The 25,406-nt window shown below is 66.9% G+C and carries 24 protein-coding genes and 1 other RNA gene; 8 read left to right on the top strand and 17 right to left on the bottom strand.

Annotated elements, in window-relative coordinates; translation table 11 throughout:
* Positions 1 to 119: 119 nt before the first annotated feature.
* Positions 120 to 749, bottom strand: a complete 630-nt coding sequence (locus GT590_RS03465; protein WP_035585968.1) for a thiamine diphosphokinase — start codon at positions 747 to 749, stop codon at positions 120 to 122.
* A gap of 54 nt (positions 750 to 803) precedes the next feature.
* Between GT590_RS03465 and rnpB the strand changes: the two genes are divergently transcribed.
* The 3 genes from rnpB to GT590_RS03450 all read left to right on the top strand — a co-directional run bounded on the left by rnpB (position 804) and on the right by GT590_RS03450 (position 2,854).
* An RNA gene (rnpB, locus tag GT590_RS03460) (RNase P RNA component class A) lies at positions 804 to 1,163 on the top strand.
* A 142-nt stretch (positions 1,164 to 1,305) separates the two neighbouring features.
* Positions 1,306 to 2,181, top strand: a complete 876-nt coding sequence (locus GT590_RS03455) for an RNA polymerase sigma factor (RefSeq protein WP_009306229.1) — start codon at positions 1,306 to 1,308, stop codon at positions 2,179 to 2,181.
* Positions 2,174 to 2,854, top strand: coding sequence for a DUF2461 domain-containing protein (locus tag GT590_RS03450; RefSeq protein WP_015760943.1), 681 nt, complete (start codon positions 2,174 to 2,176; stop codon positions 2,852 to 2,854). Before GT590_RS03455 ends, GT590_RS03450 begins: the two co-directional genes overlap by 8 nt.
* A gap of 244 nt (positions 2,855 to 3,098) precedes the next feature.
* Here GT590_RS03450 and GT590_RS03445 read toward each other — a convergent pair whose 3' ends face one another.
* The 11 genes from GT590_RS03445 to ftsZ form a co-directional block, all read right to left on the bottom strand.
* On the bottom strand, positions 3,099 to 3,797 hold the full coding sequence (locus tag GT590_RS03445) for an ABC transporter ATP-binding protein (protein WP_156996985.1): 699 nt from the start codon (positions 3,795 to 3,797) through the stop codon (positions 3,099 to 3,101).
* A 253-nt stretch (positions 3,798 to 4,050) separates the two neighbouring features.
* A complete protein-coding gene (locus tag GT590_RS03440; RefSeq protein ID WP_009306232.1) occupies positions 4,051 to 5,058 on the bottom strand; it encodes an iron ABC transporter permease in 1,008 nt (335 codons plus the stop codon).
* 15 nt (positions 5,059 to 5,073) lie between these two features.
* Positions 5,074 to 6,081 carry an ABC transporter substrate-binding protein gene (locus GT590_RS03435; protein WP_161170895.1) on the bottom strand — a complete coding sequence of 336 codons (1,008 nt, stop codon included), beginning with the start codon at positions 6,079 to 6,081 and terminating at the stop codon, positions 5,074 to 5,076.
* Positions 6,082 to 6,106: 25 nt separating this feature from the next.
* Positions 6,107 to 7,111: a putative heme d1 biosynthesis radical SAM protein NirJ2 gene (gene nirJ2, locus GT590_RS03430; RefSeq protein ID WP_009607795.1), complete on the bottom strand. Its 1,005-nt coding sequence runs from the start codon at positions 7,109 to 7,111 to the stop codon at positions 6,107 to 6,109.
* Between the two features lie 149 nt (positions 7,112 to 7,260).
* The gene (locus GT590_RS03425; protein ID WP_009306235.1) at positions 7,261 to 8,031 is read right to left on the bottom strand and encodes a MerR family transcriptional regulator; all 771 of its coding nucleotides are present in this window, start codon (positions 8,029 to 8,031) and stop codon (positions 7,261 to 7,263) included.
* 245 nt (positions 8,032 to 8,276) lie between these two features.
* Positions 8,277 to 9,080, bottom strand: a complete 804-nt coding sequence (locus GT590_RS03420) for a DivIVA domain-containing protein (RefSeq protein WP_009306236.1) — start codon at positions 9,078 to 9,080, stop codon at positions 8,277 to 8,279.
* A gap of 45 nt (positions 9,081 to 9,125) precedes the next feature.
* A complete protein-coding gene (locus GT590_RS03415; RefSeq protein ID WP_009306237.1) occupies positions 9,126 to 9,386 on the bottom strand; it encodes a YggT family protein in 261 nt (86 codons plus the stop codon).
* A gap of 62 nt (positions 9,387 to 9,448) precedes the next feature.
* Positions 9,449 to 10,396 (bottom strand): cell division protein SepF, encoded by a 948-nt coding sequence (locus GT590_RS03410; protein WP_009306238.1) that lies wholly within the window; start codon positions 10,394 to 10,396, stop codon positions 9,449 to 9,451.
* Between the two features lie 74 nt (positions 10,397 to 10,470).
* Positions 10,471 to 11,175: a YggS family pyridoxal phosphate-dependent enzyme gene (locus GT590_RS03405; RefSeq protein ID WP_009306239.1), complete on the bottom strand. Its 705-nt coding sequence runs from the start codon at positions 11,173 to 11,175 to the stop codon at positions 10,471 to 10,473.
* Positions 11,176 to 11,180: 5 nt separating this feature from the next.
* The gene (locus GT590_RS03400) at positions 11,181 to 12,029 is read right to left on the bottom strand and encodes a polyphenol oxidase family protein (protein WP_009607807.1); all 849 of its coding nucleotides are present in this window, start codon (positions 12,027 to 12,029) and stop codon (positions 11,181 to 11,183) included.
* A gap of 14 nt (positions 12,030 to 12,043) precedes the next feature.
* Positions 12,044 to 13,165, bottom strand: coding sequence for a cell division protein FtsZ (ftsZ, locus tag GT590_RS03395; protein ID WP_009306241.1), 1,122 nt, complete (start codon positions 13,163 to 13,165; stop codon positions 12,044 to 12,046).
* Positions 13,166 to 13,694: 529 nt separating this feature from the next.
* Here ftsZ and GT590_RS03390 point away from each other — a divergent pair.
* Genes GT590_RS03390 through GT590_RS03370 form a run of 5 tightly spaced genes read left to right on the top strand, consistent with a single transcriptional unit; the run spans position 13,695 to position 19,211 of the window.
* Positions 13,695 to 14,552, top strand: coding sequence for a cytochrome b/b6 domain-containing protein (locus tag GT590_RS03390; protein ID WP_009607811.1), 858 nt, complete (start codon positions 13,695 to 13,697; stop codon positions 14,550 to 14,552).
* A 5-nt stretch (positions 14,553 to 14,557) separates the two neighbouring features.
* Positions 14,558 to 15,343, top strand: coding sequence for a 4Fe-4S dicluster domain-containing protein (locus GT590_RS03385; protein ID WP_009306243.1), 786 nt, complete (start codon positions 14,558 to 14,560; stop codon positions 15,341 to 15,343).
* A 12-nt stretch (positions 15,344 to 15,355) separates the two neighbouring features.
* Complete coding sequence (locus tag GT590_RS03380; RefSeq protein ID WP_009607789.1) at positions 15,356 to 17,398, top strand: aldehyde ferredoxin oxidoreductase N-terminal domain-containing protein; 2,043 nt, start codon at positions 15,356 to 15,358, stop codon at positions 17,396 to 17,398.
* A complete protein-coding gene (locus GT590_RS03375; RefSeq protein WP_035576657.1) occupies positions 17,398 to 17,949 on the top strand; it encodes a hypothetical protein in 552 nt (183 codons plus the stop codon). Before GT590_RS03380 ends, GT590_RS03375 begins: the two co-directional genes overlap by 1 nt.
* 2 nt (positions 17,950 to 17,951) lie before the next feature.
* Positions 17,952 to 19,211, top strand: coding sequence for an aminotransferase class V-fold PLP-dependent enzyme (locus GT590_RS03370; protein ID WP_114551724.1), 1,260 nt, complete (start codon positions 17,952 to 17,954; stop codon positions 19,209 to 19,211).
* 364 nt (positions 19,212 to 19,575) lie between these two features.
* On the opposite strand, the gene GT590_RS03365 is transcribed toward GT590_RS03370, so the two are convergent.
* The 5 genes from GT590_RS03365 to GT590_RS03345 form a co-directional block, all read right to left on the bottom strand.
* Complete coding sequence (locus GT590_RS03365; RefSeq protein ID WP_009607801.1) at positions 19,576 to 20,646, bottom strand: cell division protein FtsQ/DivIB; 1,071 nt, start codon at positions 20,644 to 20,646, stop codon at positions 19,576 to 19,578.
* Positions 20,600 to 21,526, bottom strand: coding sequence for a UDP-N-acetylmuramate dehydrogenase (gene murB / locus GT590_RS03360; RefSeq protein ID WP_009306248.1), 927 nt, complete (start codon positions 21,524 to 21,526; stop codon positions 20,600 to 20,602). The genes GT590_RS03365 and murB overlap by 47 nt, the downstream gene beginning before the upstream one ends.
* Positions 21,527 to 21,533: 7 nt before the next feature.
* On the bottom strand, positions 21,534 to 22,961 hold the full coding sequence (murC, locus tag GT590_RS03355) for a UDP-N-acetylmuramate--L-alanine ligase (protein WP_009607868.1): 1,428 nt from the start codon (positions 22,959 to 22,961) through the stop codon (positions 21,534 to 21,536).
* A gap of 61 nt (positions 22,962 to 23,022) precedes the next feature.
* A complete protein-coding gene (gene murG / locus GT590_RS03350; protein ID WP_161170894.1) occupies positions 23,023 to 24,126 on the bottom strand; it encodes an undecaprenyldiphospho-muramoylpentapeptide beta-N-acetylglucosaminyltransferase in 1,104 nt (367 codons plus the stop codon).
* Between the two features lie 5 nt (positions 24,127 to 24,131).
* Complete coding sequence (locus tag GT590_RS03345; protein WP_227101047.1) at positions 24,132 to 25,358, bottom strand: FtsW/RodA/SpoVE family cell cycle protein; 1,227 nt, start codon at positions 25,356 to 25,358, stop codon at positions 24,132 to 24,134.
* Positions 25,359 to 25,406 lie beyond the last annotated feature (48 nt).

Below are 25,406 nucleotides of genomic sequence, written 5' to 3'. Positions count from 1 at the left end.
CATAGGTTATGACGTAGCGTCGCCGTCAACGGCGTTTCTCGAGATAGGTCGATATAAGAGGGGAAAACCCTTGGGTGGCGCCGGTGGTTCCGACCGGCCGAGACCGGCCTGCGTTCGTTTTACGCCAGCGGGTAGAACACGTACAGCGTGCCCTCCTCGACGGCTACCGTGGCCTCCTCGCCGGTCAGTTCGTTCGACAGCCCGCGCGAGGTGCGGTTCGACAGCGGCTCGTCGTCGATGGAGTACTCCATGCCGCGCTCGATGACGCCGCGCGCCATGTCGTTGGCCGAGAACACCGACACGGTTCCCCCGCCAAGCGCCGGCAGCTCGAACACGTCGGGACCGGTGAGCAGCCGCACGGCGTACGTGTCGGCGACGGCGGTCACGTACACGTCGCGCTCGGAGAACTTCGCGAACAGCTGCAGGTTCGCCAGCGTGTGGTCGAGCCGCGCTCCCAGCGCGCCGTAGACGATCAGCTCGTCGTGGCCCCAGGACAACGCCTTCTCCATGGCCAGCTCCATGTCGCTCTTGTCCTTCTTGACCGGGTGGCGCGACACGCGGCGGCACTTCGGCACATAGCCGAGCGAGTCGAAGTCGCCCACAGCCATGTCGGGCACCGCACCAATGGCCTCGAGGTGCGCGAAGCCCGCGTCCACCGCGATGACATAGTCGAACTCCCCGGCCGCCTGGCGGGCCTTGAAGTCCTCCGCGTTGAAATCGACCGCCCCCACGAGCGCGCACGTAGCCATGTTCCACACTTTCCTTACCTTCGAGCCGTACCGATCGTGATAGAATACCATACGCGAGCGGGCCAGACGATCGCGCGCTTCGGCGTGAGGAAAGTCCGGGCTCCATAGGGCAAGATGCCAGCTAACGGCTGGGCGGGGCGACCCGACGGAAAGTGCCACAGAAAAGAAGACTCCCCCGCGAACACGCGCTTCGGCGCGCAGAAACGGGAGAAAAGCTGAAACGGTGCGGTAAGAGCGCACCAGCGCGCCGGCAACGGCGCGGCTTGGAAAACCCCATCTGGAGCAAGCGCAAATAGGAACGCGACACGGTTGCCCGCCGTACGTTCGGGTTGCGTGCTAGAGGCGTCTGGCGACAGGCGTTCGAGATAAATGGTCGTCCAACGACAGAACCCGGCTTACCGGCCCGCTCGCATTCTTTTTTTCCACGTTTTCCGTCACACTTCCGACATTCGACCGTCTAACCTATCGAAGGAAGGCATCGGGCGCATCGCAGAGCGCCCGGCCGACGACGAGACGAGCGGAAGCGCCCGGCGGGCCTTTCGCGGAAGGCGGCACCATGCATCGCGAAGAATTATCGAAAGAAGCGCAGCTCGACCTGGTGGACAAGGCCATCGTAGGCGACGGCCAGGCGTTGGAGGAACTGCTGCGGTCCACGAGCGGGCTCGTGTTCAACCTTGCGCTCAGGTTCCTGGGCACCGTCCACGACGCCGAGGACGCGAGCCAGGAGATCGCGGTCAAGATCATGACCCGGCTCTCGACGTTTCGCAAGGAGAGCGCGTTCTCCACATGGGTGTACCGCATCGCCGTGAACCACCTCAAGGACTGCCGCACGCATCAGTTCGCGAACGCCCCGTTCAGCTTCGAGATGTACGGGGCCGACATCGTCGACGAGCGCGCGAAGGACGTCCCCGACCTGTCCGAAGGGGTCGACCGCGGCATGCTGGCGCGTGAGCTGAAGCTGTCGTGCACGAACGTGATGCTGCAATGCCTCGACGCCGACAGCCGCTGCGCCTACGTGCTGGGCACCATGTTCAAGGTGGACAGCTCCACCGCGGCCGACGTGCTGGGCATCACGCCCGAGGCGTACCGCCAGCGCCTGTCGCGCGCCCGCAAGACGGTCGCCGAGTTTTTGGGCGCGTACTGCCAGCACGGCGGCGCGGAGACGTGCTCGTGCGAGCGGCGCGTGAACTTCGCCATCGCCACGCATCGGCTGGCCCCGCACAACCTGGAGTACCTCGAGCTCACCGAGGAGGAGCGCGCGCAGGACGCCTTCGTCGACGCCATGGACGAGATGGACGGCTACGCCAGCCTGTTCGACCGGCTTCCCTCCTACCGCCCCACGCCGCGCGCCAAGGAGCTGCTGGAAGCGTGCATGGGCACCGCCAGCTTCGACGCCGTGGTGAACGCCGGCAAGGAGGCCTCCCATGCCTAACGTCCTCATGCTGGATTTCCTGGCCGACCTGCGCGAGAACAATTCCCTCGACTGGATGCACGCCCACGAGAAGCGGAAGAAGGAGGCGCAGAACGCGTTTCTGGAGCTCGTGCAGGGCTGCATAGCCGACCTCGCGGAAACGGAGCCGTGCTTGGCGGCGCTCGATGCCAAGGACCTCGCGTTCCGCATCAACCGCGACACGCGGTTCAGCGACGACAAGTCGCCGTACAATCCGACGTTCCGTGCGCACATCTCCCCCGCCGGGCGCATGCCGGTGCCCGTGGGGTACTTCGTCAGCGTGACGCCGGGCGGGTCGTTCGCGGGAGGGGGCCTGTTCGCGCCGCACTTCAAGGACGCCACGCGCATGGTGCGCGACCGCATCGCGGCCGACCCGCAAGCCTTCCTCGACATCGTCGAGGCGCCGGGGTTCGCCGAGCGCTTCCGGTTCGTCGGCATGCCGCTGAAGAACGTGCCGAAGGGCTACGACCCGCAGAGCCCGGCCGCCGAGTACCTGAAGTGCAAGTGCTGGGCGGTGGAAGAGCACTTCGACGATGCCGTCGTCGCCGACGACGAGGCCTGCCGCCGCGCGCTGCTGGACAGCTTCGCAGCCATGAAGACGTTCAACGAGTACCTGAACGAGGCGCTGGAAGGCTTCGCGATGCCGACGCGCTAGGGCGGTTTGCGGCCCGGCCCCGTCGCATCCCGTTCGATTGGGCGCAAAACGATAGCCATGGCAAAGGCAGTCGAGGCTTCGCGGATGGTTCGGTATTGCGCGGGCACATAAGGCCTGGTCGCAGATTCCGCATACGAGGAATCTGCGACCAATGCCCCGCGTTTTCTGCCATAGGGTGCAATTCGCGCCCAACGTTTACCGGACGGTTCGCGATGCCAGGCCTGCGGAGCCGCATCGCAGAACCCTACGCCGGGAACAGCGTGTAGGCCCGTCCCTCGGCGGCCTCGTGCGGACGGATGCTCACGCCGAAGGCCCGCTCGATGGCGCCGGTTGCGAGCACCTCTTCCACCGTGCCGGCCGCCGCGGCGCGCCCGCGTTCCATGACCAGCAAACGGTCTGAGTAGCGCAGCGCCAGGTCGAGATCGTGGATGACCATGACGATGGTCTTGCCCGCCTCCTCGTTCAAGCGGCGGATCAGCTCCATCGTCTCGTGGCAGGCGCGGATGTCGAGGTAGGTGGTGGGCTCGTCGAGCACGATGAGGTCGGTGTCCTGCGCCAACGTCATGGCGATGAACGCTCGCTGGCGCTCGCCGCCCGACAGCCGCCTCAGCTCCTGCGTCCGGAACCGCGCGATGCCCGCAAGCTCGAGGGCGCGCTCCACGTGCTCGCGATCCTCGCGCGAGAGCTTCCCCTGATGCGCCTGGTACGGATAGCGCCCGCATGCTACGAGCGCCTCCACCGTCATCGCCGGCGGGCGGCTGGCCTGGGCCAGCACGGCCACGCGACGGGCGCGCGCCTTCGCCTTGAGCGACAGCGTGGGCACCCCGCCGACGCGCACCTCCCCCGCCTGCGGCCGCAGCAAGCCGTCGACGAGTTTGACCATCGTGGACTTCCCGCAGCCGTTCGGGCCGACGATGCTGGTCACCGCCCCATGCGAAAACATCGCGGAAAGCCCCCCGATGAACGGTTCCTTGCCGTAGGAGAACGACACCTCGCGAAGCTCGATGGCAGGAACACAGGGCTGCGCGACCTCTGCGGTCGAGGAGCCGAGGGCCGAGAGGTCCGCCGCGAGTTTCCCCGAGGGGACTTGCTTCGCGGTGCCGCGACGAGCCGAACAGCCCAGCGGGCTGTTCGTGCGAGCAGGACTGTTTGAGCGCCGGACCTCTCGGCCCTCGGCCCCGCAGGATGCAGGCGCATTATTCAAGGCTTCCCCTCCTGTTCTTCAAGATGAGGTAGATGAAGAAGGGGCCGCCGAGGAACGCCATGAGGATGCCCACCGGCACCTCGTAGGGTGCGAACAGCACGCGCGCCAGCAGGTCGCACACGACGACGAACGCCGCGCCCGACACGGCCGACAACGGCAGCACGATGCGGTTGTCGTGCCCGACGAAGAACCGCACGAGGTGCGGGATGATGAGCCCTACGAACCCCAGCAGGCCCGCGAAGCTGACGGCCGCGCCCGCCAGCACGGCGGCGAGGCCCAGCATGGCCAGCCGGCACGCGCCCACGTTCATGCCCAGCGCATGGGCCGTGTCGTCGCCGAGCGCCATGATGTTCAGCTTGCCCGCCGCAAGCAGAGCCGCGGCGAGGCCTGCCACGATGTAAACGGCGGGCCACCACAGGTCGTCCATGAGCACGCCGGCCAAACCGCCCACGAGGAACGCCGACGAGCCGATGTAGGCGTCGGGGTTCACGATGAGGATGGTGTTCATGCCCGCACCGAACACCGACGTGATGGCGATGCCCGCCAGCACCACGGTGAGCCTCGACGTGCTGGCGCCCAGCGAGATGCCGAAGATGATGAGCGCCGTGGCCAACGCGCCCGCAAATGCCGCGAGCGGCGGCAGCCAGAGCGCGCTGGGAAACACGCTGGCGGCGATCAGCACGAACAGCCCGGCGCCCGAGTTGATGCCGATGATGTTGGGGCTTGCCAGCGGGTTGTCCAGCACGGCCTGGATGATGGCGCCCGCCACGGCCAGCGCGCCTCCTGCCAGAAGCGCCGCCAGCACGCGCGGCAGGCGCACGTTCACGAGGATGCTCTTCGCCGACGCGCTCACGTCGCCGCCCGTGGCCCAGGCGACAAGATCGCCCAGGCTCACCGACGACGACCCCACGAGGAAGGCCGCCGCCGTCACCGCCGCCAGGACGGAGGCGGATACGGCGATTGCGAGCGGTGCGGCCTTTTCACGGTTGAACGAAGTCACCGGACGGCCTTCGCTTTACGCGTACAGAGCGTCGAACAGCACCTGGTAGCTCTGATCCCAGCGCTCGTTCGGCTTGTACTGGAACAGATGCGGGTCGAGCGTGACGTAACGGCCGTTCTGAACCGCATCGAGCGTCGACCAGGCGGGATTGGCAGCCGTTTGATCCTCGAGCGCCTTCATGGCGGCTGCGTCGTCATTGCCCATGGGCACCACGAAGATGTAGTCGGGGTTCATCTCGATGATCGATTCCAGGCTGAAATCCTTGAGCAGGCTGGGATTCTCGTCTGCCAGATTCTTGACGCCCAGATCGGCCAGCATGGCACCCGTCATCGTCGAGGACGCCTGCACGCGGGTGCCGCCCGAGAATGTGGTCAGCACCAGCGCCGTGGGCGCCTCGCCCGCAGGCACCTTGGCCGTGATCGCCTTGATGCGCTCGGACACGGCCTGGGCGTTCTGTTCGTAGAGATCGTCGCGTCCCGTGATGTCGCAGCAGGTGCGCAGCATGCGCTCGTAATCTGCGAACGTCGTCACCTGAAAGCACGCCACCGGGATGTTCGACGCTGCGAGCGCCGCCTTGAGGTCGGCCTGGTTCGAGTCGCCTCCGCGGCCGCCCGAGCCGCTCGTCATGATCACGAAGTCGGGCTCCAGCGCGATGATGGACTCGAGGTTCGGGTTCGAGAAGTCGCCCACCTTCTGCACGTTTTCGGACTTCAGATCGTAGTCGGACAACGTGAACGCATCATCGGATGCGCCCACGAGCGTGCCGCCCGCAAGCTCCCATATGCTGGCGAAACTGCCCATGCAGGCGACCACGCGCTGCGGATTGTCGACGGTCACCTCGGCGCCCGTGTCATCGGTGAACGTGACCGCTCCGGCCTGAGAGGCGGCCGGGGCTTCTGTTTGCGGAGCGCTTGCGTCAGCATCGGCGTTCGGCTGAGCAGCCGAGCAGCCGGCCAGCAGCATCGCCGCAGCAAGGGACGCGGCGACGGCAGAGGGAACGATGCGTTCGGAGATAGTGGTCATGAGTGGTCCTTTCGATGTCGACGGTTTAGACGGCGGCTGCAACCAACGAGTTACCGTGGGCGCAGTAGTCGTCTTGGGCCAAGATGTCGCCGTCGTGGTAGTAGGCGGCGCGGGCGCGACAGCCGCCGCAGCCTTGCGCGTAGTCGCAGGTGCCGCACGAGCCGGAGTACGCCTGCGTGCGCAGCTTCTCGAACACGGGGCTCGACGCCCAGATTTCATCGAAGGGAGTCTCGCGCACGTCGCCCGCCTCCTCGGTCATGTAGGCGCAGGGACGCACGATGCCCTCGCTGCCGATGACGCAGTACGTGAGGCCGGCCAAGCAGCCGCGCTCGAAGCGCGTGTCCACGCCCAGCTGCTTCGCCACGCGCGTGAACTGAGGCGCGCACGTGGGCTTCACGTCGATGGGCACCTGCGAGGCCTTCGTCATGATGTCCTTGAGCAGCTGCTCGTTCTCCAGCACCTCGAGCGATGTCTCCTGGATGAACTTGCCGCGCCCCACGGGGATGAGGAAGAACACGTAGTGGGCCATAGCTCCGATCTCGACGGCGAAGTCGGTGATGGCGCACACCTCGTCGCGGTTCCAATCCACGACGGTGGTGTGCAGCTGGAACGGCAGGCCCGCCTGCTTGCAGGCCTCGATGCCCGCCATGGTGAGGTCGTAGGCGTGCTCGAGCCCGCGGAACCTGTCGTGCTTGACGGCATCGAGGCTGTCCACCGAGATGCCCATGGCGCAGGCTCCGGCCTCCTTCAGCCGCACGGCGACCTCCGGCGTGATGAGCGTGCCGTTCGAGCCGAACACGGGGCGCAGCCCGCGCGAGGCAGCGTGCGCCACCAGCTCGTAGATATCGGGGCGCATGAGAGGCTCGCCGCCCGAGAAGATCATCACCTTGAAGCCGGCGCGGGCGATCTCGTCGATCATCTTCTTGCCCTCCTCGCAGGAGAGCTCTTTGTCAGTGGCCTCCTCGGCGTCCTGGTAGCAATGGACGCACTTGAGGTTGCACTTGTTCGTCGTCATCCACGACACGAGCATAGGCGTATCCTTTCTTGGTTGCGGCTTCGCCTTTTGGCGGCGCCATGCTTGCTGAAACCGAACGAGGGTATGACGTGCCGTGCGGGGGCCGCAAAGGGAGGTAGGAGAGATGAGGTTTTGCGGCACCCGCACGGCGCCGAGATCGCAGCCTATTCGGCCGGATCGGGGCGGGAACGGTAGGAGGCGACGATGGCTTCCAGATGGTCGAACACCGCTTGACGCAGCTCGTCGAACGATCCGTCGCCGCCGGCATGAGGGGCGATGTTCTCCATGAGGATGAAGTTCTGCTCAGCGCGCGCCGTGTCCTGTTCCATATCCAACTCGAGGTAGCGCTTGGCCAACTCGCGGTTTCGTTCGCTGTCCACGGGCTCGCCGGCAGGCATGAGGCGGATGGTGTCGGCGATCAGCTCGTGCCACTTCGACACGGATTCACCGCGCGCCACTTGGTTCTCGGCGGCCTCCTCCGAAGCCGGAGCGTCGTCGCGGATGCAAGTGAGGCGCCAGAAGAACTGGCTCTCGCCTTGGCAGCGTTCGATAGTGTCGGCCATGGCCTCCCAGTTCACAGACGCATCGTCGAGCGACTCGTCATGCAGGGAGCGCAGCGTGGTCATGCGCTTGAACAGCGATTGGAACTGCTCTTCGATAGCATCCATCTGCTCGTCTGCCAACTCCTGCAATGCTGCCGGCTCTCGGTAAAGAGCTGCATCGGATTTGATCTGGGCCAGCGACAGCCCGAGGTACTTCAAGGTCAGAATGCGATACAGGTCTTTCACGTTGTCGTCGGTGTACAGGCGCTGGTTCTGCGGACCCTTCGCCGATGGCGACAGCAGCCCCTGCTGGTCGTAGTACTGGATGGTGCGCACCGTCACGCCGACGCGTCGCGCCAGCTCGCCGATAGTCAGGTAGTTCCGATCGGTCATGGATGCTCCTCCGAGGCGACCGAAGCTCGGCCGCCGCCTTTCCTCTCGCCTTGCCGCGCGTCCCCCGCGCGCTCGAACTGCAATCGAGCATACGCGATGACGTAACGTCACCGTCAACGATCTCCAAAAGATGGCGACAAAAATCAGGGAAAACCCTAAGCGTTTCCTGTCGGCGAAAAAAAAACGCGCTCCCGGGCGGGAGCGCGTTTCGTCGTCCATGCTGCGAGCGTGATGATGCGCGCGGTTTAGTCGATTTCCTCGAACTCGAAAGCATCGTCGGCATCGCCGAAACCGGAAAGATCCTTCTCGACGCCAGAAGGAGTCGGCGTGGCCGGCGCCACCACGGCGCCCGTCGCCTGGGGCACGGAGTACGCGCCCGCGCCGTCGCGGTTGATGGGGGCCTGCGCCGGAGCCGTCACACGGCCCGTAGCGGTGGTCTCGACCACGTCGATCGTGCGCGCATGGGCGCTTACCGGCAGGGAAGCGGGCATCTCGCCGCCGATCTCGGCCAGCTTGCGCGTAGCGTCGCCGATGAAGTCGGTGAGCAGGTCCCGGTAGTCCTCGCGCACGTCCTCGCGGTCGTCCTCGAGCTTCTTGATGGCGTCGAGCACCTTCTGGCGCTCGGCTTCCGCCTTGTCCACGATACGCGTGCCCTCGTCCTCGGCATCTTTGATGGTGGCCGCTGCCTGGGCATTCGCGTTCGCGATGATCTCGTCTGCAGAACGCTGCGCGATGATGAGAGCCTGCGCGATGGCGTTGTCGTCGGCCTTTTTGGCCTCGAGCTGGCGCTCCAAATCGGCGATGCGCGCGTCCTTCTCGGCCAGCGCGGCATCGTCCGTCACGACGACGGGAGCTTCGACGCGAGCCGGCGTGTCGAAGCCTTCGAACTTACGATCGTCCAGCTGGTTCTCGAGTTGGGCGATCTGGGCGTTCATGCCGTCGATCTCGTCGGCGACATGCTCGAGGAACACATCGACTTCGTCGACGTCGTAGCCTTTGCGATCGATCGAGAAGCTCTGGTTGTGTATCTCAGCCGAGGTGATAGCCATCTGTAGTCCCTTCGTCTTGTTCGCACGCGAACACGATTCTACGCATTAAAACAAGTTTATCAGTAAACGTACTCCAAATTGTAATACAAGCAGGGCGATGATGGGCGTAACGTCCACCATACCTCCAAGCGGGGGTATCAGCTTCCTGAAGAGGTTGAGATACGGGTCGCACACTTTGGCCAGTACCCGGTTGATGTCCGCCAAGATGCCACGGTCGGTGGGAAACCACGACATGAGCACGTAGACGAACAGCACCATACTGTACGCATCGGCAAGCGACACGATGAGGTATTTGATGCTCAACATGCGTTCTACTCCTTAGAACGTCGGGCGGCGGCAGCCGCGCCGGCGAAGAATCGAATACGGGATCACAGCACGCCCTGCCCGCGCAGGCTCATGCGCTCGGCATCGGTGAGCGCAGCACCGCGCGAGATGACGAACACCTTGTCGGCCACGCAGTCCACGCTGGCGTCGAGAGCGCTCGACACGCCGAACGAGAAGTCGAGGATGCGCTTCGACAGATTGTCGGGCGTGTTACGCAGCGCGAGCACCACCACATCCCCCGCCTTGAGAGCCTTCGCGATGCGCTCGACCTCGGCGTAGCTGGCCGGCTTGAGCACGGTGACCGAGCGGGAGGGGTTGTGCTTGACCGCCCCGGCGCCCGCGTAGGCGTCGAACGGATCGAACGCCGCAGTCGTCGCCGTGGCGGTTGCCACGGTAGCGCCCGAAGCGGTGGTTGCCGTTTGCACCGCGACGCCCGAGCCAGAAGGCCCAGAAACGCTCGGCGCATCGTCGGACGTGGAGGTGAACAGCGAGTTCAGGCTCTCGGAGCGCTCGCGGTTCGCTGCGGCGGCCGCACGCGCGATAGGCGTGTTCGCCGGGGCGGGCTGCGCCGCTTCCACCATGGTGCGATCGCCGCGGTAGGAGCCGCTTGAAGGCGACGTCACGCGGCGAGGCGGCAACGGATCGCGGTTGAGGCTCTCGGGCACCTGGGTGTGCGCGCGCACGTCGTCGATGGACACGAGCTTCGCGGATCCCACGGACGAGCTGCGCGCCGAGGAGCGCGCGTGCGAGGCGCGCGCAGGACGCGAAGTCACGGGCGCATAGGGCTCATAACGCGAACCGGGAGCATCGTCGGCGGGGAAATCGTCCTCGTTGTAGTCGGGACCGTACTCGCCGTACTCCTCGCTGTAGTCGTCGAACCCCTCGTCGTAGTAGCCGTCGTCGTAATGCGGGTTGGCGTCTGCGAAACCCAGTTTCGATTTGATTCCCTCGAGCATTCCGTGCTCCGATTTCTTGATCTTTGGCAGCTCCATACCGTTCACCTGCTTCGTTTCTTATCCGGCGGTCCAGCCGCCGCTGCGTTCAGCGTCATGGCCGCGCCGCGCTCTCACGCATGCGCGGGGCCCTCGAAAGCGTCGTCGAACAGGGCTCGCCCGATGCGCACTATGGTAGCGCCCTCGGCTATCGCCTCATGCCAGTCTTCGCTCATGCCCATAGAAAGCTCATCGAATACGGCGGCCTGTTCCCCGTCGAGCCCAAGCCGCACTTTGTCGCGCAAACGCGCCAGATCGGCGAAGCATGCGCGAGCCCGTTGCGCATCGCCCTGCGGCGCCATCGTCATAAGCCCGCGCACGCGCACGTGCGGAAAGCCCGCGCAGTACTCCAACATGCCGGCCACCTCGCTCGGCGCGAGACCGCTCTTGCTCGCCTCCCCCGACACGTTCACCTCGAGCAGCACGTCTTGCACCTTGCCCGACGCCGCAGCTGCGGCGTCGAACTTCGGCACGTGACGCTGTTGGTACAGCGAGTGCACGAGCGCGGCATCCCGCACGATGTCGGGAATGCGGCGCGATTGGATGTTGCCGATGAAGTGCCAGGTCTGCTGCGGAAAGCGAGCGCGCTTCCCCTCGAGGGAGTCCGGGCGGTTCTCGCCGAAGTCGTGCGCGCCGGCCTCGATGGCCTCGGCCACTTCGTCGGCACCTACCGTCTTCGACACCGCCACTACGACCACGCTCTTCGGATCGCGCCCGCACGCCTCGCAACAGGCGGCCGCCTCTGCGACCGTGCGCTCGTAGCGCTCTTTGAATCCCATGCCGCTCACCCAGCCTTTCGAAACGCCACCGCGCCATGGCGCCCGCAGATGCCGCCCGCGGCGCGGTACGAGAAGAATTCGTCGCACGAGCATGCCGTGCACACGCCCGCATCAGCCACGCGCGCGCGATCGATGCCTGCCTCTTCGAGCCCGACCGTCAACGCCTCCAGCAGGTCGACATGGCGTTCGTCGGGAATGCAGGAGGAACCGAAGCGGTCTTCGAAGCGCTTGCGCACGTCGGCGCCCGTCTCGAAGCAGGACGCGTGGATGTGCGGCCCCACGTACACGTTGTAGCCGTTCGCCGCATCCTCCCCCAGCTCGGCGGCATCGGCCCGCGCGAGCGCGCGGACGGCCTTCGCGGCCACGCCGTTCTCCACGCCGCGCCATCCGGCGTGCGCCACCGCGAATCGGCCCGTCGGCGACACGGCGATCACGGGGACGCAGTCGGCGAAGCACAGCAGCGCCGCGATCCCGGGAACGGTGGCGACAAGAGCGTCGGCGCCCGCGAGCGCCGCTTCGCGTGCGGCACCGAGCGCCTCGGGCGACGCGTCGTCGAGCTCCACCACGACTTCCCCGTGCACCTGGCTGGGCACCACGAGCGGAACGTCGGCCGCATCGAGCGCTTCCAGCACGAGCATTCGGTTGCGCTCGACCGACGCAGGGTCGTCGCCCACGTGATTACCCAAGTTGAGCGAGGAATACGGGCCTTCGCTCACCCCGCCCGCGCGTCCGGTGAACGCGACGCGCACGCCCGTGCGCTCGTACAGGGCATCGTCGGTAAGCGCAGGAAGACAACGCGCGCCGAATCGGCGCGCGGTTATCTGAGGGATGGGCAGTTGTCCGGTCGCGACCATCAAGCGACCGCTCCTTACCGCTGGCGCTTCAGGAAGTCGGGGATGTAGTCCTCGTCGGCGAAACGGCCGTCGCGCGACGTCGTGGAGAACGTCACAGGAGGAGCGGACGGCATCGGGTCGGGCGCCGTCGTGGAGGCGAACAGGTCCTTGCGCGAGAAGTCCATGGAGGACTGCTGCGAAGAACCCATCTTAAAACCCGTGGCGATCACCGTGATGCGCACCTGATCCTGCATGCCTTCGTCGATGATCTGGCCGTAGATGATGTTGGCGCTCTCGTCGGCGCAAGCTTCCACCGTGCGCGCCGCCGCGTCGACCTCGGTGAGCGTGAGGTCGGGGCCGCCGGCGATGGAGAACAGCACGCGCGACGCGCCCGCGATGGAGGCTTCCAGCAGGTTGGAGTTCGTGGCCTGCTGCGCCGCGTCGAGGGCGCGGTTCTCGCCGGAGGCGAGGCCGATGCCCATCATGGCCGTGCCGGCGTCTTTCATGACCGTGCGGATGTCCGCGAAGTCGAGGTTGATGAGGCCCGGGATGGTGATGAGGTCCGTGACGCCCTGGATGCCCTGGCGCAGCGTGTCGTCGGCGATGCGGAACGCGTCGAGCATGCTCGTCTTCTTGTCCACGATCTCCAGCAGGCGGTCGTTCGGGATGACGATGAGCGTGTCGACTTTCTGGGACAGGAGGTCGATGCCCTGATCGGCCTGGTTGCGGCGGGTGCGACCCTCGAACGAGAACGGCTTGGTGACGATGCCCACCGTCAGCGCGCCGATCTCCTCGCGGGCGATCTCGGCGATGATGGGCGCCGCGCCCGTTCCGGTTCCGCCGCCCTCGCCGGCCGTGACGAACACCATGTCCGCCTCGGCGAGCGCCTCGCGGATCTCCGCGCGGCTTTCCTCGGCCGCCTGGCAGCCCACTTCGGGGTTCGCGCCGGCGCCCAGGCCGCGCGTGAGCTCTTCGCCGATGTGGATCGTCTTGTCGGCGTCCGACATGAGCAGAGCCTGTCGATCCGTGTTCACGGCGATGAACTCGACTCCTCGCACGCCCGCTTCGACCATGCGGTTCACGGCATTCGTGCCGCCGCCACCGACGCCGACGACCTTGATGACCGCCAAATGCTCGGAACCTATCTTGTTTGGCATTGTATCCTCCACACCTGCTGCGTTTTCAAATGCTGCGTTTCCCGTCAGGGCACAGTTCACGTGCGGTTATTGTACACGATGCTCAACCATTTGCAAATTACGCTGCGGTAATGAAATGCGCACGTCCACAGATATAGCGGATGAGCCGGGTAAGCGGAAACGATGGATGCCGCCGTGGCGCGCCGGCGCGGCCATCGACGTCGCCGCTCATGGTCGACAGGCAACCGCTGGCGAAGGGGCTCGCCCGTTCGCAAATCCGCGCGGCGCCGCTCGCAAGGCGGCTGCTGGCCGAACATGCAGGCGAGGCTATATCGTATAAGAGCAGCATCGCGTCGACCGGCTGACCGAAAACGAACGTCCGCGACCGGAAGGGAGTCCCCCATGGTTCCGCTCGTACTCACCGCCTTCAAAGTATAGAAAGCTCGCGCGTCGATTCGGCGCGCGCGAACATCCCCCTCCTCAAACCAATACGCTTATCGTCGCGTCCTCTTGCGAGGTCGGGCGAAGCTTGTACCGAAAGGAAGACCCCATGCCCTGGTTCGATCAAGCGCCCTGGCTCGTCGCCCTGGCGCCGTTTTTCGGTCTGTTCCTTTCCGCATTCGCGAAACGAACAGACCCCTTCATCGCAGGCGACCGGGTGTACCGCCACGACGCCCCCGCGCGCCTGTCCCACTGGACCCACGGCATCGGCACCGCCGTGTGCCTCGCGTCGGGCATCGTGCTGGGACTGAGGTTCACCCCGGCGTTCGTGGAGGACGGCCCGGCCGCCATCCTATGGCAGAACGTCCATTTCGCGGCCGCGATCGTGTTCCTGTTCGGAACGTTCTACTACCTGGGCAACACGATCATCTCGAAATGGCGCTTGCGCGAGCACCTTCCCACGAAGAACGTGGTCGCCTACACGGTGCGCCACTACGGCCTGCTCGTGGGCATCAAGAAGTTCACGATGCCGCCCGAGGACAAGTACTTCGAAAGCGAGAAGGCCGCCTACGTGATGGCTGTGGTCACGGCCGCGTTGCTGGTGGTGACAGGCCTGGTCAAGGCATTGGCCCACGTGGTGCTCACGCTGCCCGACGGCCTCATGAACGTCATGTTCTGGGTGCACGACATCGCGGCCGCGCTCATGCTGCTGTTCTTGGCGGCGCACGTGTTTTTCGCCGTGATCGCACCGTTCTCGTGGAAGACCTTCCCGTCCATGCTGATCGGATGGATGCCGCGCGGCGAGGCCGAAAAGGAACATGCAGGTTGGATGGAGCGGCTGGAGCGCGAGCAGCCCGAGCGCGGCATGGACGAGTCCGCACTCGGCGCCGGAGAGCGCGCATCCGCGCAAGAGACGATGGGAGCCGCCGCGCGCGCAGCAGCCGCCGACGGCACGCAAGGGAGATGAGCGATATGACCGAGACGAATCAGCGCGCGACCGACGCGCAGCATAAAGGCGGCCTCTCCAGGCGCCAGTTCATCGCCGGGATCGGCGGATTGGGAATCGGCGCCGTGCTGGGAAGCGGCATCACGGCGCTGCTGTTGCCCGACGACGTGTACGCCATCGAGGCGAGCCAAGGCTACCTGCTGGTGGATGCGAAGAAGTGCGCCGGCTGCGAGACGTGCGTCATCTCGTGCTCGCTCGCGCATCTGGGCCGTATCAACACCTCGCTTTCGCGCATCCAGGTGATGAAGAACGCGCTGGGAAGCTTCCCCTCCGACGACGTCATGCAGAACCAGTGCCGCCAATGCCCCTACCCTTCCTGCGTGGAAGCCTGCCCCGTGGGCGCCATGCACGCCGACCCCGAGACGGGCGTGCGCCTCGTGGACGAGGGCAAGTGCATCGGCTGCGAGCGCTGCGTGGAGGCGTGCCCCTTCACGCCGTCGCGCGTGCAGTGGAACTTCGAGGACAAGCACGCCCAGAAGTGCGACCTGTGCAAGAACACGCCCTTCTGGGATGAAGAGGGCGGCCCGTCCGGCAAGCAGCTGTGCGTGGAGATATGCCCCATGAAGGCCATCGCGTTCACCAACGTGCTGCCCGTCCAAACCGACGAAGGCTACACGGCGAACCTGCGCAACGACCACTATCTGGAAATCGGCCTGCCCAGCGACGACGAGGCGCGCATCCCTCCCGCGCGGCTCGGATACGGCGCAGGCGGCACGGCAGCCCAGGCGGCAGCCGGCTCGAACGACAAATAATAGGAGGACCTCATGACCGAACATTACGGCTACGCCGGCAAGATACTCATCGTGAACCTGACCGACCGCACCTCCCAGACCATCGACACCGAACCTTACATCGAATGGGTGGGCGGCCACGGGATGGCCTCGAAGCTGTTCTGGGACTACTGCGAGGACAAGACCGTGGAGGCGGTCGATCCGGGAAACGTGCTGGTGTTCGCCGCCACGCCGTTCTCGGGCGCCGTGGTGCCGGCCGCCTCGGCGCGCTGCGAGTTCACGGGCATCAGCCCGTTCTCGCTGCCCGAATGGTACAACCGCTCCAGCATGGGCGGCCGTTTGGCCGGCATGATGAAGGAAGCGGGCTACGACGCCTGCGTGGTGCGCGGGAAAGCGGAAGCGCCCGTGTGGATCAGCGTGGTGAACGACCAAGTGACGTTCAACGACGCGACCGACCTTTGGGGACTCGATACCTTCGAGTGCCAGGAGAGGATCTGGGACGAGGTGACGCACGGCACCGCCCCCGGCTCGTGGTACGAGCTGACGAAGGGGCGCGACGGAGGCCGAACCACGCAGCGACCGTCCGTCATCTGCATCGGACCTGCCGGCGAGAACCTGGCGCGCGTGTCGTGCATCGTGCACGATGCCGGCCACGTGACGGGACAGAGCGGCTTCGGCGCGGTGTTCGGCGCCAAGAACCTCAAGGCGATGAGCTTCATCGGCTCGAAGAGCATACCCATCGCCGACCCCGCCGCGCTCGTGAGGCTACGGTTGGAAGTGCAGGAGAAGTTCGGCTACGACATCGACGCCGGCAAGGTTCCGGGCGCGCCGGGCAGCCCGGGCGCCGCATCCACCGTGCTGGACACGAGCCCCACGGTGTCGCGCGCAGAAGGATGCCGCGGCTGCTTCAAGAACTGCCGTAACCTGTACCCCGGCGGCGTGGGCAACGAGCTGACCTGCTCGGCCGGCCTGTACTTCACCGACTCGGGCAAGATCGACGAGCAGCTGGCCGCCTACAGCCTGCTGTCGAAGCTGGGGCTGAACGGCTACGAGATCGACATGCCCGTGTACCTGCACAACCTCTACAAGATGGGCGTCATGGGCAAGGGCAAGGACATCGACACCGATCTGCCCTTCGAGCAGTACGGCACCTACGCGTTCATCGAGGAGCTGCTGATGCGCATCGCCTACCGCCGCGAGATCGGCGACGACCTGGCCGAGGGCATCGCGCGCGCGGCGCAGAAGTGGGGGCGTTGGGACGAGGACACGTCGTCGGGCCTGCTGGCGCGCCCGAACTGGGGCTACTGCGAGCACAACGAGCCGCGCGCCGAGGTGGAGTGGAGCTACGGAAGCATCTTCAGCGAGCGAGACATCAACGAGCACGGCGTACACAACGCGGTGTACAACACCTCCATCATGGCGGTGCTCACCGGCGCCGAACCGCCCGTCTCGGCCGAGAACATGGCCAAGCAGCTGGCCGATCAGTCCGGGCTGGGCGACCCGCTGTGCTTCGACTGGAGCGAGGAGGGCATCTATTCCGACGCGCGCGTGCGCGAGATCCACTGGAACCGCGCCTACGGGCGCTTCTGGCTGCAGTCGCTGGGCATGTGCGACTGGGTGTGGCCGAACTTCATCAGCCGCAAGCACACCGCCGAGACGGGCTCGACGTACGGGGCCACGCCCGAGTACGAGGTGAAGTTCTTCCAGGCCGTCACCGGGCGCGACCTCTCCTACGAGGAGAGCATCGAGCTGGGGCACAAGTTCTGGGTGCTCGACCGCGCCATCTGGGCGCTGGAGGGACGCCATCGCGACCAGGAGGTGTTCACGAACTACGTGTACGACGTGAAGACCACCAAGCCCTTCCCCCTCGTGGTGTTCGAGGACGGGAAGTGGAGCTACTCGCTGTGCCAGGGCCGCACGCTCGACCGCGACAAGTTCGAGGACTTCAAGACGCGCTTCTACGCCCACGAAGGGTTCGAGGAGTCCACGGGTCGCCCGACGCGCTCCGGGCTCGAGGCGCTTGGCCTCGGCTTCGCCGCTGACAAGCTAGAAGCGGCCGGAAAGCTGGGAGCGTGATGGACATGGCAGCTCTCGACGAGACGGCCGCCGCCACATCCCGGGAGGCCGCTGCGTGCGGCGGCCTCACCTCCCCTGCATGGGGCGAGGAGGCGGGGAGCGGATCCGAAGGCATACCCGGCATGGCCGAGGCGTGCCGGCGCTTCCCCTTGCCCTCGCCCGACGAGGCGGCCCATGCGCTGCGCGAGCTCTCCTGGGGCGAGCACTTCGTTGCCGGGCGCATGGTGCCCTCCAAGGGCGGGTCGGACCTGTACCTGTACAACCTGCACAGCGCAGCCGTGTTCCTGCTCGACCGAGACGAAGCGCGCGTGGGCAAGGGCGCCGACCAGATCATCAAGCTCATCGACGTAGACGCCTTCGTCGCCTGGCTGCGCGACACGGTGGGCGACGCGGCGCTGGCGGACGCGATCGCGCGGGAATGTCCGGCCGACGACCCCTACCGCGACCGCCTGGAGAACGTGCAGCGGCTGCTCGCGCTGCGCATGGTCCAGTACGGGGCCGCGAGCGACGCGATGAACGCGGCCGACGCCGAGCAGGACGAGGGAGCTTGACGATGGCGGACGGACGGGCGTGCGCGCCGCTGGAGGACTTCCCCCTCCTCGCCGCGCACGCCGCGGGCGGCCCTCCGCTCGCCTACCTCGACAACGCGGCAACCACGCAGAAGCCGTCGTGCGTCCTCGACGCCATGGATGATTTCTACCGCACGGCATGCGGAAACCCGCACCGTTCCGCGCACGCGCTGGCCGCTGCGGCCACCCGGACCTACGAGGACGCGCGCTCGACGGTCGCGCGCTTCATCGGCGCGTCGCCGGAGGAGACGGCGTTCACGAGCGGGGCCACGCACGCCCTGAACACCGTGGCGCTCTGTTATTGCGCCGAGCGGCTGGAGCCGGGCGACGAGATCGCGCTCACGCTGCTGGAGCATCACAGCAACCTCGTGCCGTGGCAGACCGCGGCGCGGCTTTCCGGGGCGAGGCTCTCCTTCATCGTGCCCGACCGCGACGGGGTCGTCTCAGACGACGAGATCGACCGGGCAATCGGCACGCGCACCCGCGTGGTGGCGTTCACCGGCATGTCGAACGTGCTGGGAACCGTGCCGCCCGTCAAGCGCATCATCGAAGCGGCGCACGCCTGCGGCGCCGTCGCCGTGCTCGACTGCGCGCAGAGCATCGCGCACGAGCCCCTCGACGTGCACGACCTCGACGTCGACTTCGCCGCGTTCTCGGGCCACAAGCTGTACGGCCCTATGGGCATCGGCGTGCTGTACGGCAAGCGGCGCCTCCTCGAGGAAACGCCGCCCTTGCTGCGAGGCGGGGGCATGGTGGAGGCGGTGTTCGAGCGCGCGTCCTCGTTCGACGGAACGCCGGGGCGCTTCGAAGCGGGCACGCAGAACGTGGCAGGAGCCGCGGGGCTGGCGGAAGCCGTGCGCTATCTCGACCGCATCGGCTTCGACGCCGTGCGCGCGCACGAGCGCGAGCTGACCCGCGCCCTGGTGAGCGGCCTGGACTCCATCCCCTCCGTCAGGCTCTACGGCCCCGGGCCGAACGCCGAGACGCCGCGCGGCGGCATCGTCTCGTTCAACGTGAAGGGCGTGGGCGCAGCCGAGGTCGCCCACGTGCTGGACCGCCGCGGGGTGGCAGTGCGCGCCGGCGCCCACTGCGCCCAGCCCCTCCTGCGCCACATCGGCGCGGAAGCCGTCTGCCGCGCCAGCATAGCCGCCTACACCACCATGCACGACATCGACCGCCTCCTAGAAGCCGTGGAGTCGTCCCGCAACGAAGCCGTAGCCCTGGCAACATCGCGCATGCTGTGAAACAGACGGTTCGGGCTTTGCCGACAAGCGGGAAAGCCCGAACCGCTGCCCCCACGCTGACGCCGCACGGGATCCTTCGACTCGCTACGCTCGCTCAGGATGACAAACGAGCACAAACCCCCAGGTCGAACCCTCCCAGCGAGCGGGAAGTTCAAGCCGCTGCGCCTTGCGGGCGGGCGGGGCGCCCCACCAAGCGAGTTCCGCAGGTTGAACCCTTCCAGCGAACGGGAAGCTGAGGACGAGTGCCGAGGGGGCGAAGGCGGCGGGGCGTCTCACCAAGCGAGTTCCGCAGCAAAGCGAGGACTGTCTGAGCGACTGAGATGCCCCGCCGCCTTCGCCCCCTCGCCACCGCCCGCACAGGTCCCTAGAGAGCCCTCCAGGTGGGCCGATCCACCACCCGCACGTTGATGTACGCCAGCCCGTCGGGATGCTCCTTCATGATCTCGAGGCAGACGCGCTCTTTGTCGCGGATGTTCTCGGCCGTGCCGAACACGATCTCCACGCCGCTTTCCAGCGTCAGCGTGGTGGACTCGGTCTCGGTGGCCGCCACCTTCTTCACCTGCCCCGCCAGCTCGGTGGTCATGCCGTCCACGATGGCCAGCGCGTTGTTCACGTTGGCGTCCGAGCAGTAGGCGCCCACCTCGGGGCGCGTGCCGTAGGGCACGTCGGTGATGTGCAGCACCTTGGCCGCGTCCTCGTACACCTTCGGGCTGGTCCTCTTGCCGGCCTCGGAATTCTGGTCGGGGATGGGCATGAGCCACATGCCGTCCGAGGCGATGGCCCACGGCTGCACCGACTCGGCGTTCTCAGTGGGCACGTCCACCACCGCCGTGATGGTGCGCTCGGTGACGGCCAGCTCCAGGGTGTTCGGGAACACGCGGTTCACCGACACGTCGTCCACCCATGCGTCTTTGAGCAGGCGCTCGCGGATGCCAGCGGCGTCGACGCGCAGAAGCGTGGTTCCGGCGGGCACGCTGGCAAGCTCGGACATGTCGGTGGCCGTGAGATGCTCCACGCCGGTGACCGAGACGTTCTCGATGGTGAACAGGTTGGAGTAGTACACGGCCAGGCCGCCGCCTACGAGCGCCAGCACGAGCGCGGCCACGATGCCGATGCGCACCAGGTAGCGACGGTAGGTTTTCTGCGCGCGAGAAGAGCGCTCGGCGCGGTCGAGATCCCCCACGCGCACCGACGACAACGGCGGGCGAACCTGGTTCGCACGACGCTGCGGCAGCTGGCCGCCGGGAATGGCGCGATAGGTTCCAGGCGTCGAAGCACGCGACGAAGTTCGCGGCATGCCGCCGCGCGCGGATTGGCGCGGCGCGCCGCCGGCGGGACGCACGCCCCTGCCGGCCTGCCCGGAAGCGCGGCTGTTGCGCGGGCTCGCCTTACGCGAACCCGAGGAAACGGACTTCCGGTTGTAATTCGATGCCATACGTCTCGTACACCTTCGTCTTGACCAGGTTGATCAGTTCCAGCACGTCGCGCGCCGTGGCGTCGCCCGTGTTCACGATGAAGTTCGCGTGCACCTCCGACACCTGCGCCCCGCCGATGCGCAGGCCCTTGAGCCCGGCTTCCTCGATGAGCGCGCCCACCGGAGCGCCTTCGGGGTTGCGGAACACGCTTCCGCACGACGGCAACGACAGCGGCTGCGTCTTCTTGCGCCGCGCGTGCGACGCTTCCATCTTACCGCGGATGAAGAACGGGTCGGCAGGCTCTACGGAAAGTTCGCATTCCACGATCACCTCGTCTGAAGCGAACGAGCTGGAACGGTAGCCCCACGCGATCTGGTCGCCGTCGCGCCGAACCAGCCCCTTCCCGGGCGACAGCGTGGTCACCGACACCACGCGCGAGCCGATCCACTCGTCGCGCGAGCCCGCGTTCATGCGCAGCGCGCCGCCCACGGTGCCCGGCGTTCCCACGGCGAACTCGAATCCCGCCAGCGATCGACGGAACGCCTCCTGCACCACCGACGACAGCGGCACGCCCGCGCCCACGCAGAAGCTGTGCGCGTCCTCGTCGTAGCGGCAGATGCGGAAGTCGCGGCCGAGCGTGATCACCACGCCGGGATACCCCTCGTCGGCGACGAGCAGGTTGCTGCCCCGGCCGATGGCCACCCACGGCACCCGGCTCTCCTCGCATACCGTGACCAGGCGCTTGAGCGCTCCGACGGAGGCCACCTGCACGTAGAAACGCGCGGGTCCGCCGATGCGGTACATGGTATGCCGAGCCATGGGCTCCGAAGGGTACACGTCGCCGTCGAACGCGTCGTCGACGAGCAGCGCCTCGAGCGGCGAGGTATGGCGGGCGGTCATCGCCGCATCACGCCTGCCGTCGCGCGGCGGCGCCGTCCGCCTGCGAAAGCGCGTCGACGAGCTGCGGGCCGATGGCGGTCACGTCTCCCGCGCCCATGGTGATCAACAGGTCGCCCTCGCCCAGCTTGCCGGCGAGATAGGGCACCACCTCGATACGGCGCGGCACGTAGGCGGCCTCGGGATGACCCGCATGGTCGAGCACCACGTTCAGGAACGTCTTGCCCGACACGCCGGGGACGGGCGCTTCGCCCGCCGGGTACACGTCCATGAACGTGACGGCGTCGGCCGCGTCGAACGCCCGGCCGAAATCGTCCTTCAGCACCTCGGTGAACAGCGGCGCGCGCGAGTAGCGGTGCGGCTGGAACAGCACGTGCACATGCGCGAAGCCCAGATGGGACGCGGCCTCGATGGTGGCGGCGATCTCGGTGGGATGATGCGCGTAGTCGTCGACCACGGTGACCCCGCCCGCTTCGCCCACGAGGTCGAAGCGGCGCTTCACGCCGGCGAAGTCGGCCAGCGCTTCGGCCGCTTGCGCAGGGTCGTATCCGAGCGCCCACAGAAGGCCGACGACGCCGGCGGCGTTCAACACGTTGTGACGGCCCGGATTCTGCTTGACGTGCGCGCTCACGACGCTTCCGTCGGGCAGTTCGAGCGTGAAGTCGCTGCCCACGCCGTTCGGCTCGTACGAGGCGATGCGCACGTCGCACGCATCAGAGAAGCCGTAGGTGAACAGGCGCTTTCCGGAGGCGCAAGCCACGCGCACGAGCGCCTCGTCCTCGCCGCAGGCCACCACCACGCCGCCGTCGTCGGGCACCGACCCGATGAACGAGGCGAACTTCTCGTAGATCTCGTCGAGGTCGCGGTAGTGGTCGAGGTGGTCGGCCTCGATGTTCGTCACCAGCACGGCGCGCGGCGACAGATGCATGAACGACTTGTCGCTCTCGTCTGCCTCCACCACGTAATGGGCGCCCGTTCCCGAGTGCGCGTTCGTGCCGTAGGCGCGCACGATGCCGCCTATGAGGAACGTCGGATCCTCCCCCATGCCGTCCAGCACGCTGGCCAGCATGGACGACGTGGTGGTTTTGCCGTGCGTGCCGGCCACCGCGAGCGTCTGGAGCGCGCGTCCCAGATAGGCGAGCATCTGGGCGCGATGCCAGATGGTCAGGCCGCGCGCCTTGGCGGCGGCGAGTTCGGGGTTGTTGTCGAGGATGGCGGTGGACACGACGATCACGGGGTTTCCCTCGGGGATGTTCGCCGGATCGTGGCCGATGTGCACCTCGATGCCCGCCTCGCGCAGCTGCTTGGTGTAGCGGCTCTCCTTGAGGTCGGTGCCGCTCACGCGCATGCCCTGGTCGAACGCGACGCGAGCGATGCCGCTCATGCCGACGCCTCCAACGCCGATGAAATGTACCTGGTCGATGTGCATGGTGTCCATAGTGCGTCCTCGGTCTCTCTGATGTACTGCAAACCGCTATTGTACCCTATCGCGCGACCGCTCAACGCTGTGCGCGAGCCGCTTCCATGACCGCGTCGGCCAGCAGGCCCGCGGCGTCGCGCGTCTTCTGCGCGCGGGCCGCGGCGGTCATGCGGGCGCGCACGTCCTCGTCCTCGATGAGCTCGCACAGCTTGCGGGCGAACTCGGGCCCCTCCACGTCGGCGTCGGCCACGAGGTAGGCGGCGCCCGCCTCCACGCATGCCTGCGCGTTCATGGTCTGATGGTCCTCCGTGGCGAACGGGAACGGCACGAGCAGTGCCGGAAGCGCGCGGGCCGATATCTCGGCGAGCGACGTGGCGCCGGCGCGCGAGACGACGACGTCGGCCGCGGCCATGGCGTCGCCCATATGGTCGGTATAGCCCAGCAGCTGCCAACGAGCCTGCTGCTCGGGCGAAAGCGCCAGCTGCTCGCGCACGGCATCGAGCTCCTTGGGGCCGGTCACCTGCACGATATGCAGGTCGCCGTAGGCCAGAAGCTCGTCTTTGAGCGCGGCGACGGCCTGGTTGAGGTGCCGCGCGCCCAGGCTGCCGCCCGTCACCAGCAGCATGCGCGCGCCCTCCGGCACGCCGAAGCGCGCGCGGCCCTGCTCGCGCGTGGCCGAGAACACGCTTTCGCGCACAGGGTTGCCGGTCACCCGGACGCGGCTCTTGTCGGCCAGCGCCTCGGCCGCGTGCTCGTAGGTGAGGCACACGGCGGCGGCGCGCTTGGCGAGGTACTTGTTGGCCATACCCATGACCGAGTTCTGCTCGTGCACCACCACGGGGATGCCGCGCTGCTCGGCGGCGCGCGCCACGGGGATGCACACGTAGCCGCCGAAGCCCACCACCGCGTCGGGCTGTATCTCGTCGAACCACCGGCGCGCGAGCGTCGTGCTCTTCTGAATGGTGAGCACGGCCTTCGGCAGCGTGAGCGGGTGGTTGCGGTTGAAACCCTGGGCCTCGAACGGCGTGAACGGGATGCCCGCCTCCCGCACGAGCCGCGCCTCCACGCCCGTGGGCGTGCCGGCGAAGCGTACCTCGCAGCCGCGCTGCTTCAGCACGTCCGCCAAGGCGAGCGCCGGGTTGATGTGGCCGGCGGTTCCGCCGCCGGAAAGAACGATCAGCATGTTCGCTACCTCCTGCCCCTGCTCGACGACGAGCGCCCGCCGCGTGAGGGCGGCGGCGCACCGTTCGTCGCGCGCACGACGCGCAGATCGGCGCGTCGGCGATCGTAGATGGTCGGCGCCTCGGCGCCGCGCGATACCGATAGGATGATGCCCACCATGATGAGCATGGCCACCAGCGACGATCCGCCCGACGATATGAACGGCAAGGGCTTGCCCACCACAGGGAACCACCCGATGACCATGGCGATGTTGAGGAACGCCTGGAACGCGATCATGATGGTGCAGCCGCCCGCCACCATGGTGCCGAAGTTATCGGGCGACGACTGCGCGATGCGGGTGCCCGCGTACAGGAACAGCAGGAACAGCGCGATGACCACCGCGGCGCCCACCAAACCCAGCTCCTCGCCGATGATGGCGAAGATGAAGTCGGTGTCCGCTTGGGTGAGGTACAGGTACTTCTCGTGCGAGTTTCCCAGCCCCACCCCGAACAGGCCGCCGCCGGACAGCGCGTACAGCGAGTGGATGAGCTGGAAGCCCGTGCCGAAGCCGCCTTCGCCGTCGTTCCACGGGTTCATGAACACCATGAGCCGGTCGCGGCGGTACGACGAGCCGAAGATGCCCACGAGGCCGAGGGCGACCACGACGCCGATCACGATGAGCATCGTGCGCAGCGGCACCTCGCCCAGCCACATGACCGCGAGGATGCCCACGACGCAGATCATGGCCGTGCCCAGGTCGGACTGGGGGCCCAGGATGATGAGCACCGGAGCCAGGACGAGCAGGCCCACGAGCGCGAAGAACACCAACACGGTGTACTGCCCCTCGCGGAAGTCCGTGAACAGACGCGCCGCCACCAGCACGAGCGCGATCTTCGCGAACTCCGAAGCCTGCAGGCTGGCCGAACCGATCATGAGCCATCGGCGGGCGCCCCATTCCTCATCGCCCACGCCCGCCACCGCCGTGATCACGAGCAGCGCGAACGCCACGGCCCAGATAACCCATACCGCATTGCTGCGCCAGAGCGAGACGGGAACGAACTTCCAGATGATCAAAGCAAGGATCACGCCCGCGACGGCGAACTTGATCTGGTTGAGCGTCTCGGCCATCGGATCGACCGCGACCTCGGTGCCGGCTTTCGCCAAAGTGATGACCGCCGAGGTCGAGTAGATCATCACGAAGCCGATGAGCATGAGGGCGAGCACCGACAGCAGGAGGATGATCCGAGGTCCCATGATATGCGCAGGCGCGCCTCGCTTGTCACGTTGAATAGCCATGGCGGG

It is taken from the genome of Eggerthella sp. BIOML-A1, assembly GCF_009875595.1.
Taxonomy (GTDB): Bacteria; Actinomycetota; Coriobacteriia; order Coriobacteriales; family Eggerthellaceae; genus Eggerthella; species Eggerthella lenta.
This window is presented reverse-complemented; position numbering and strand designations above follow the sequence as displayed.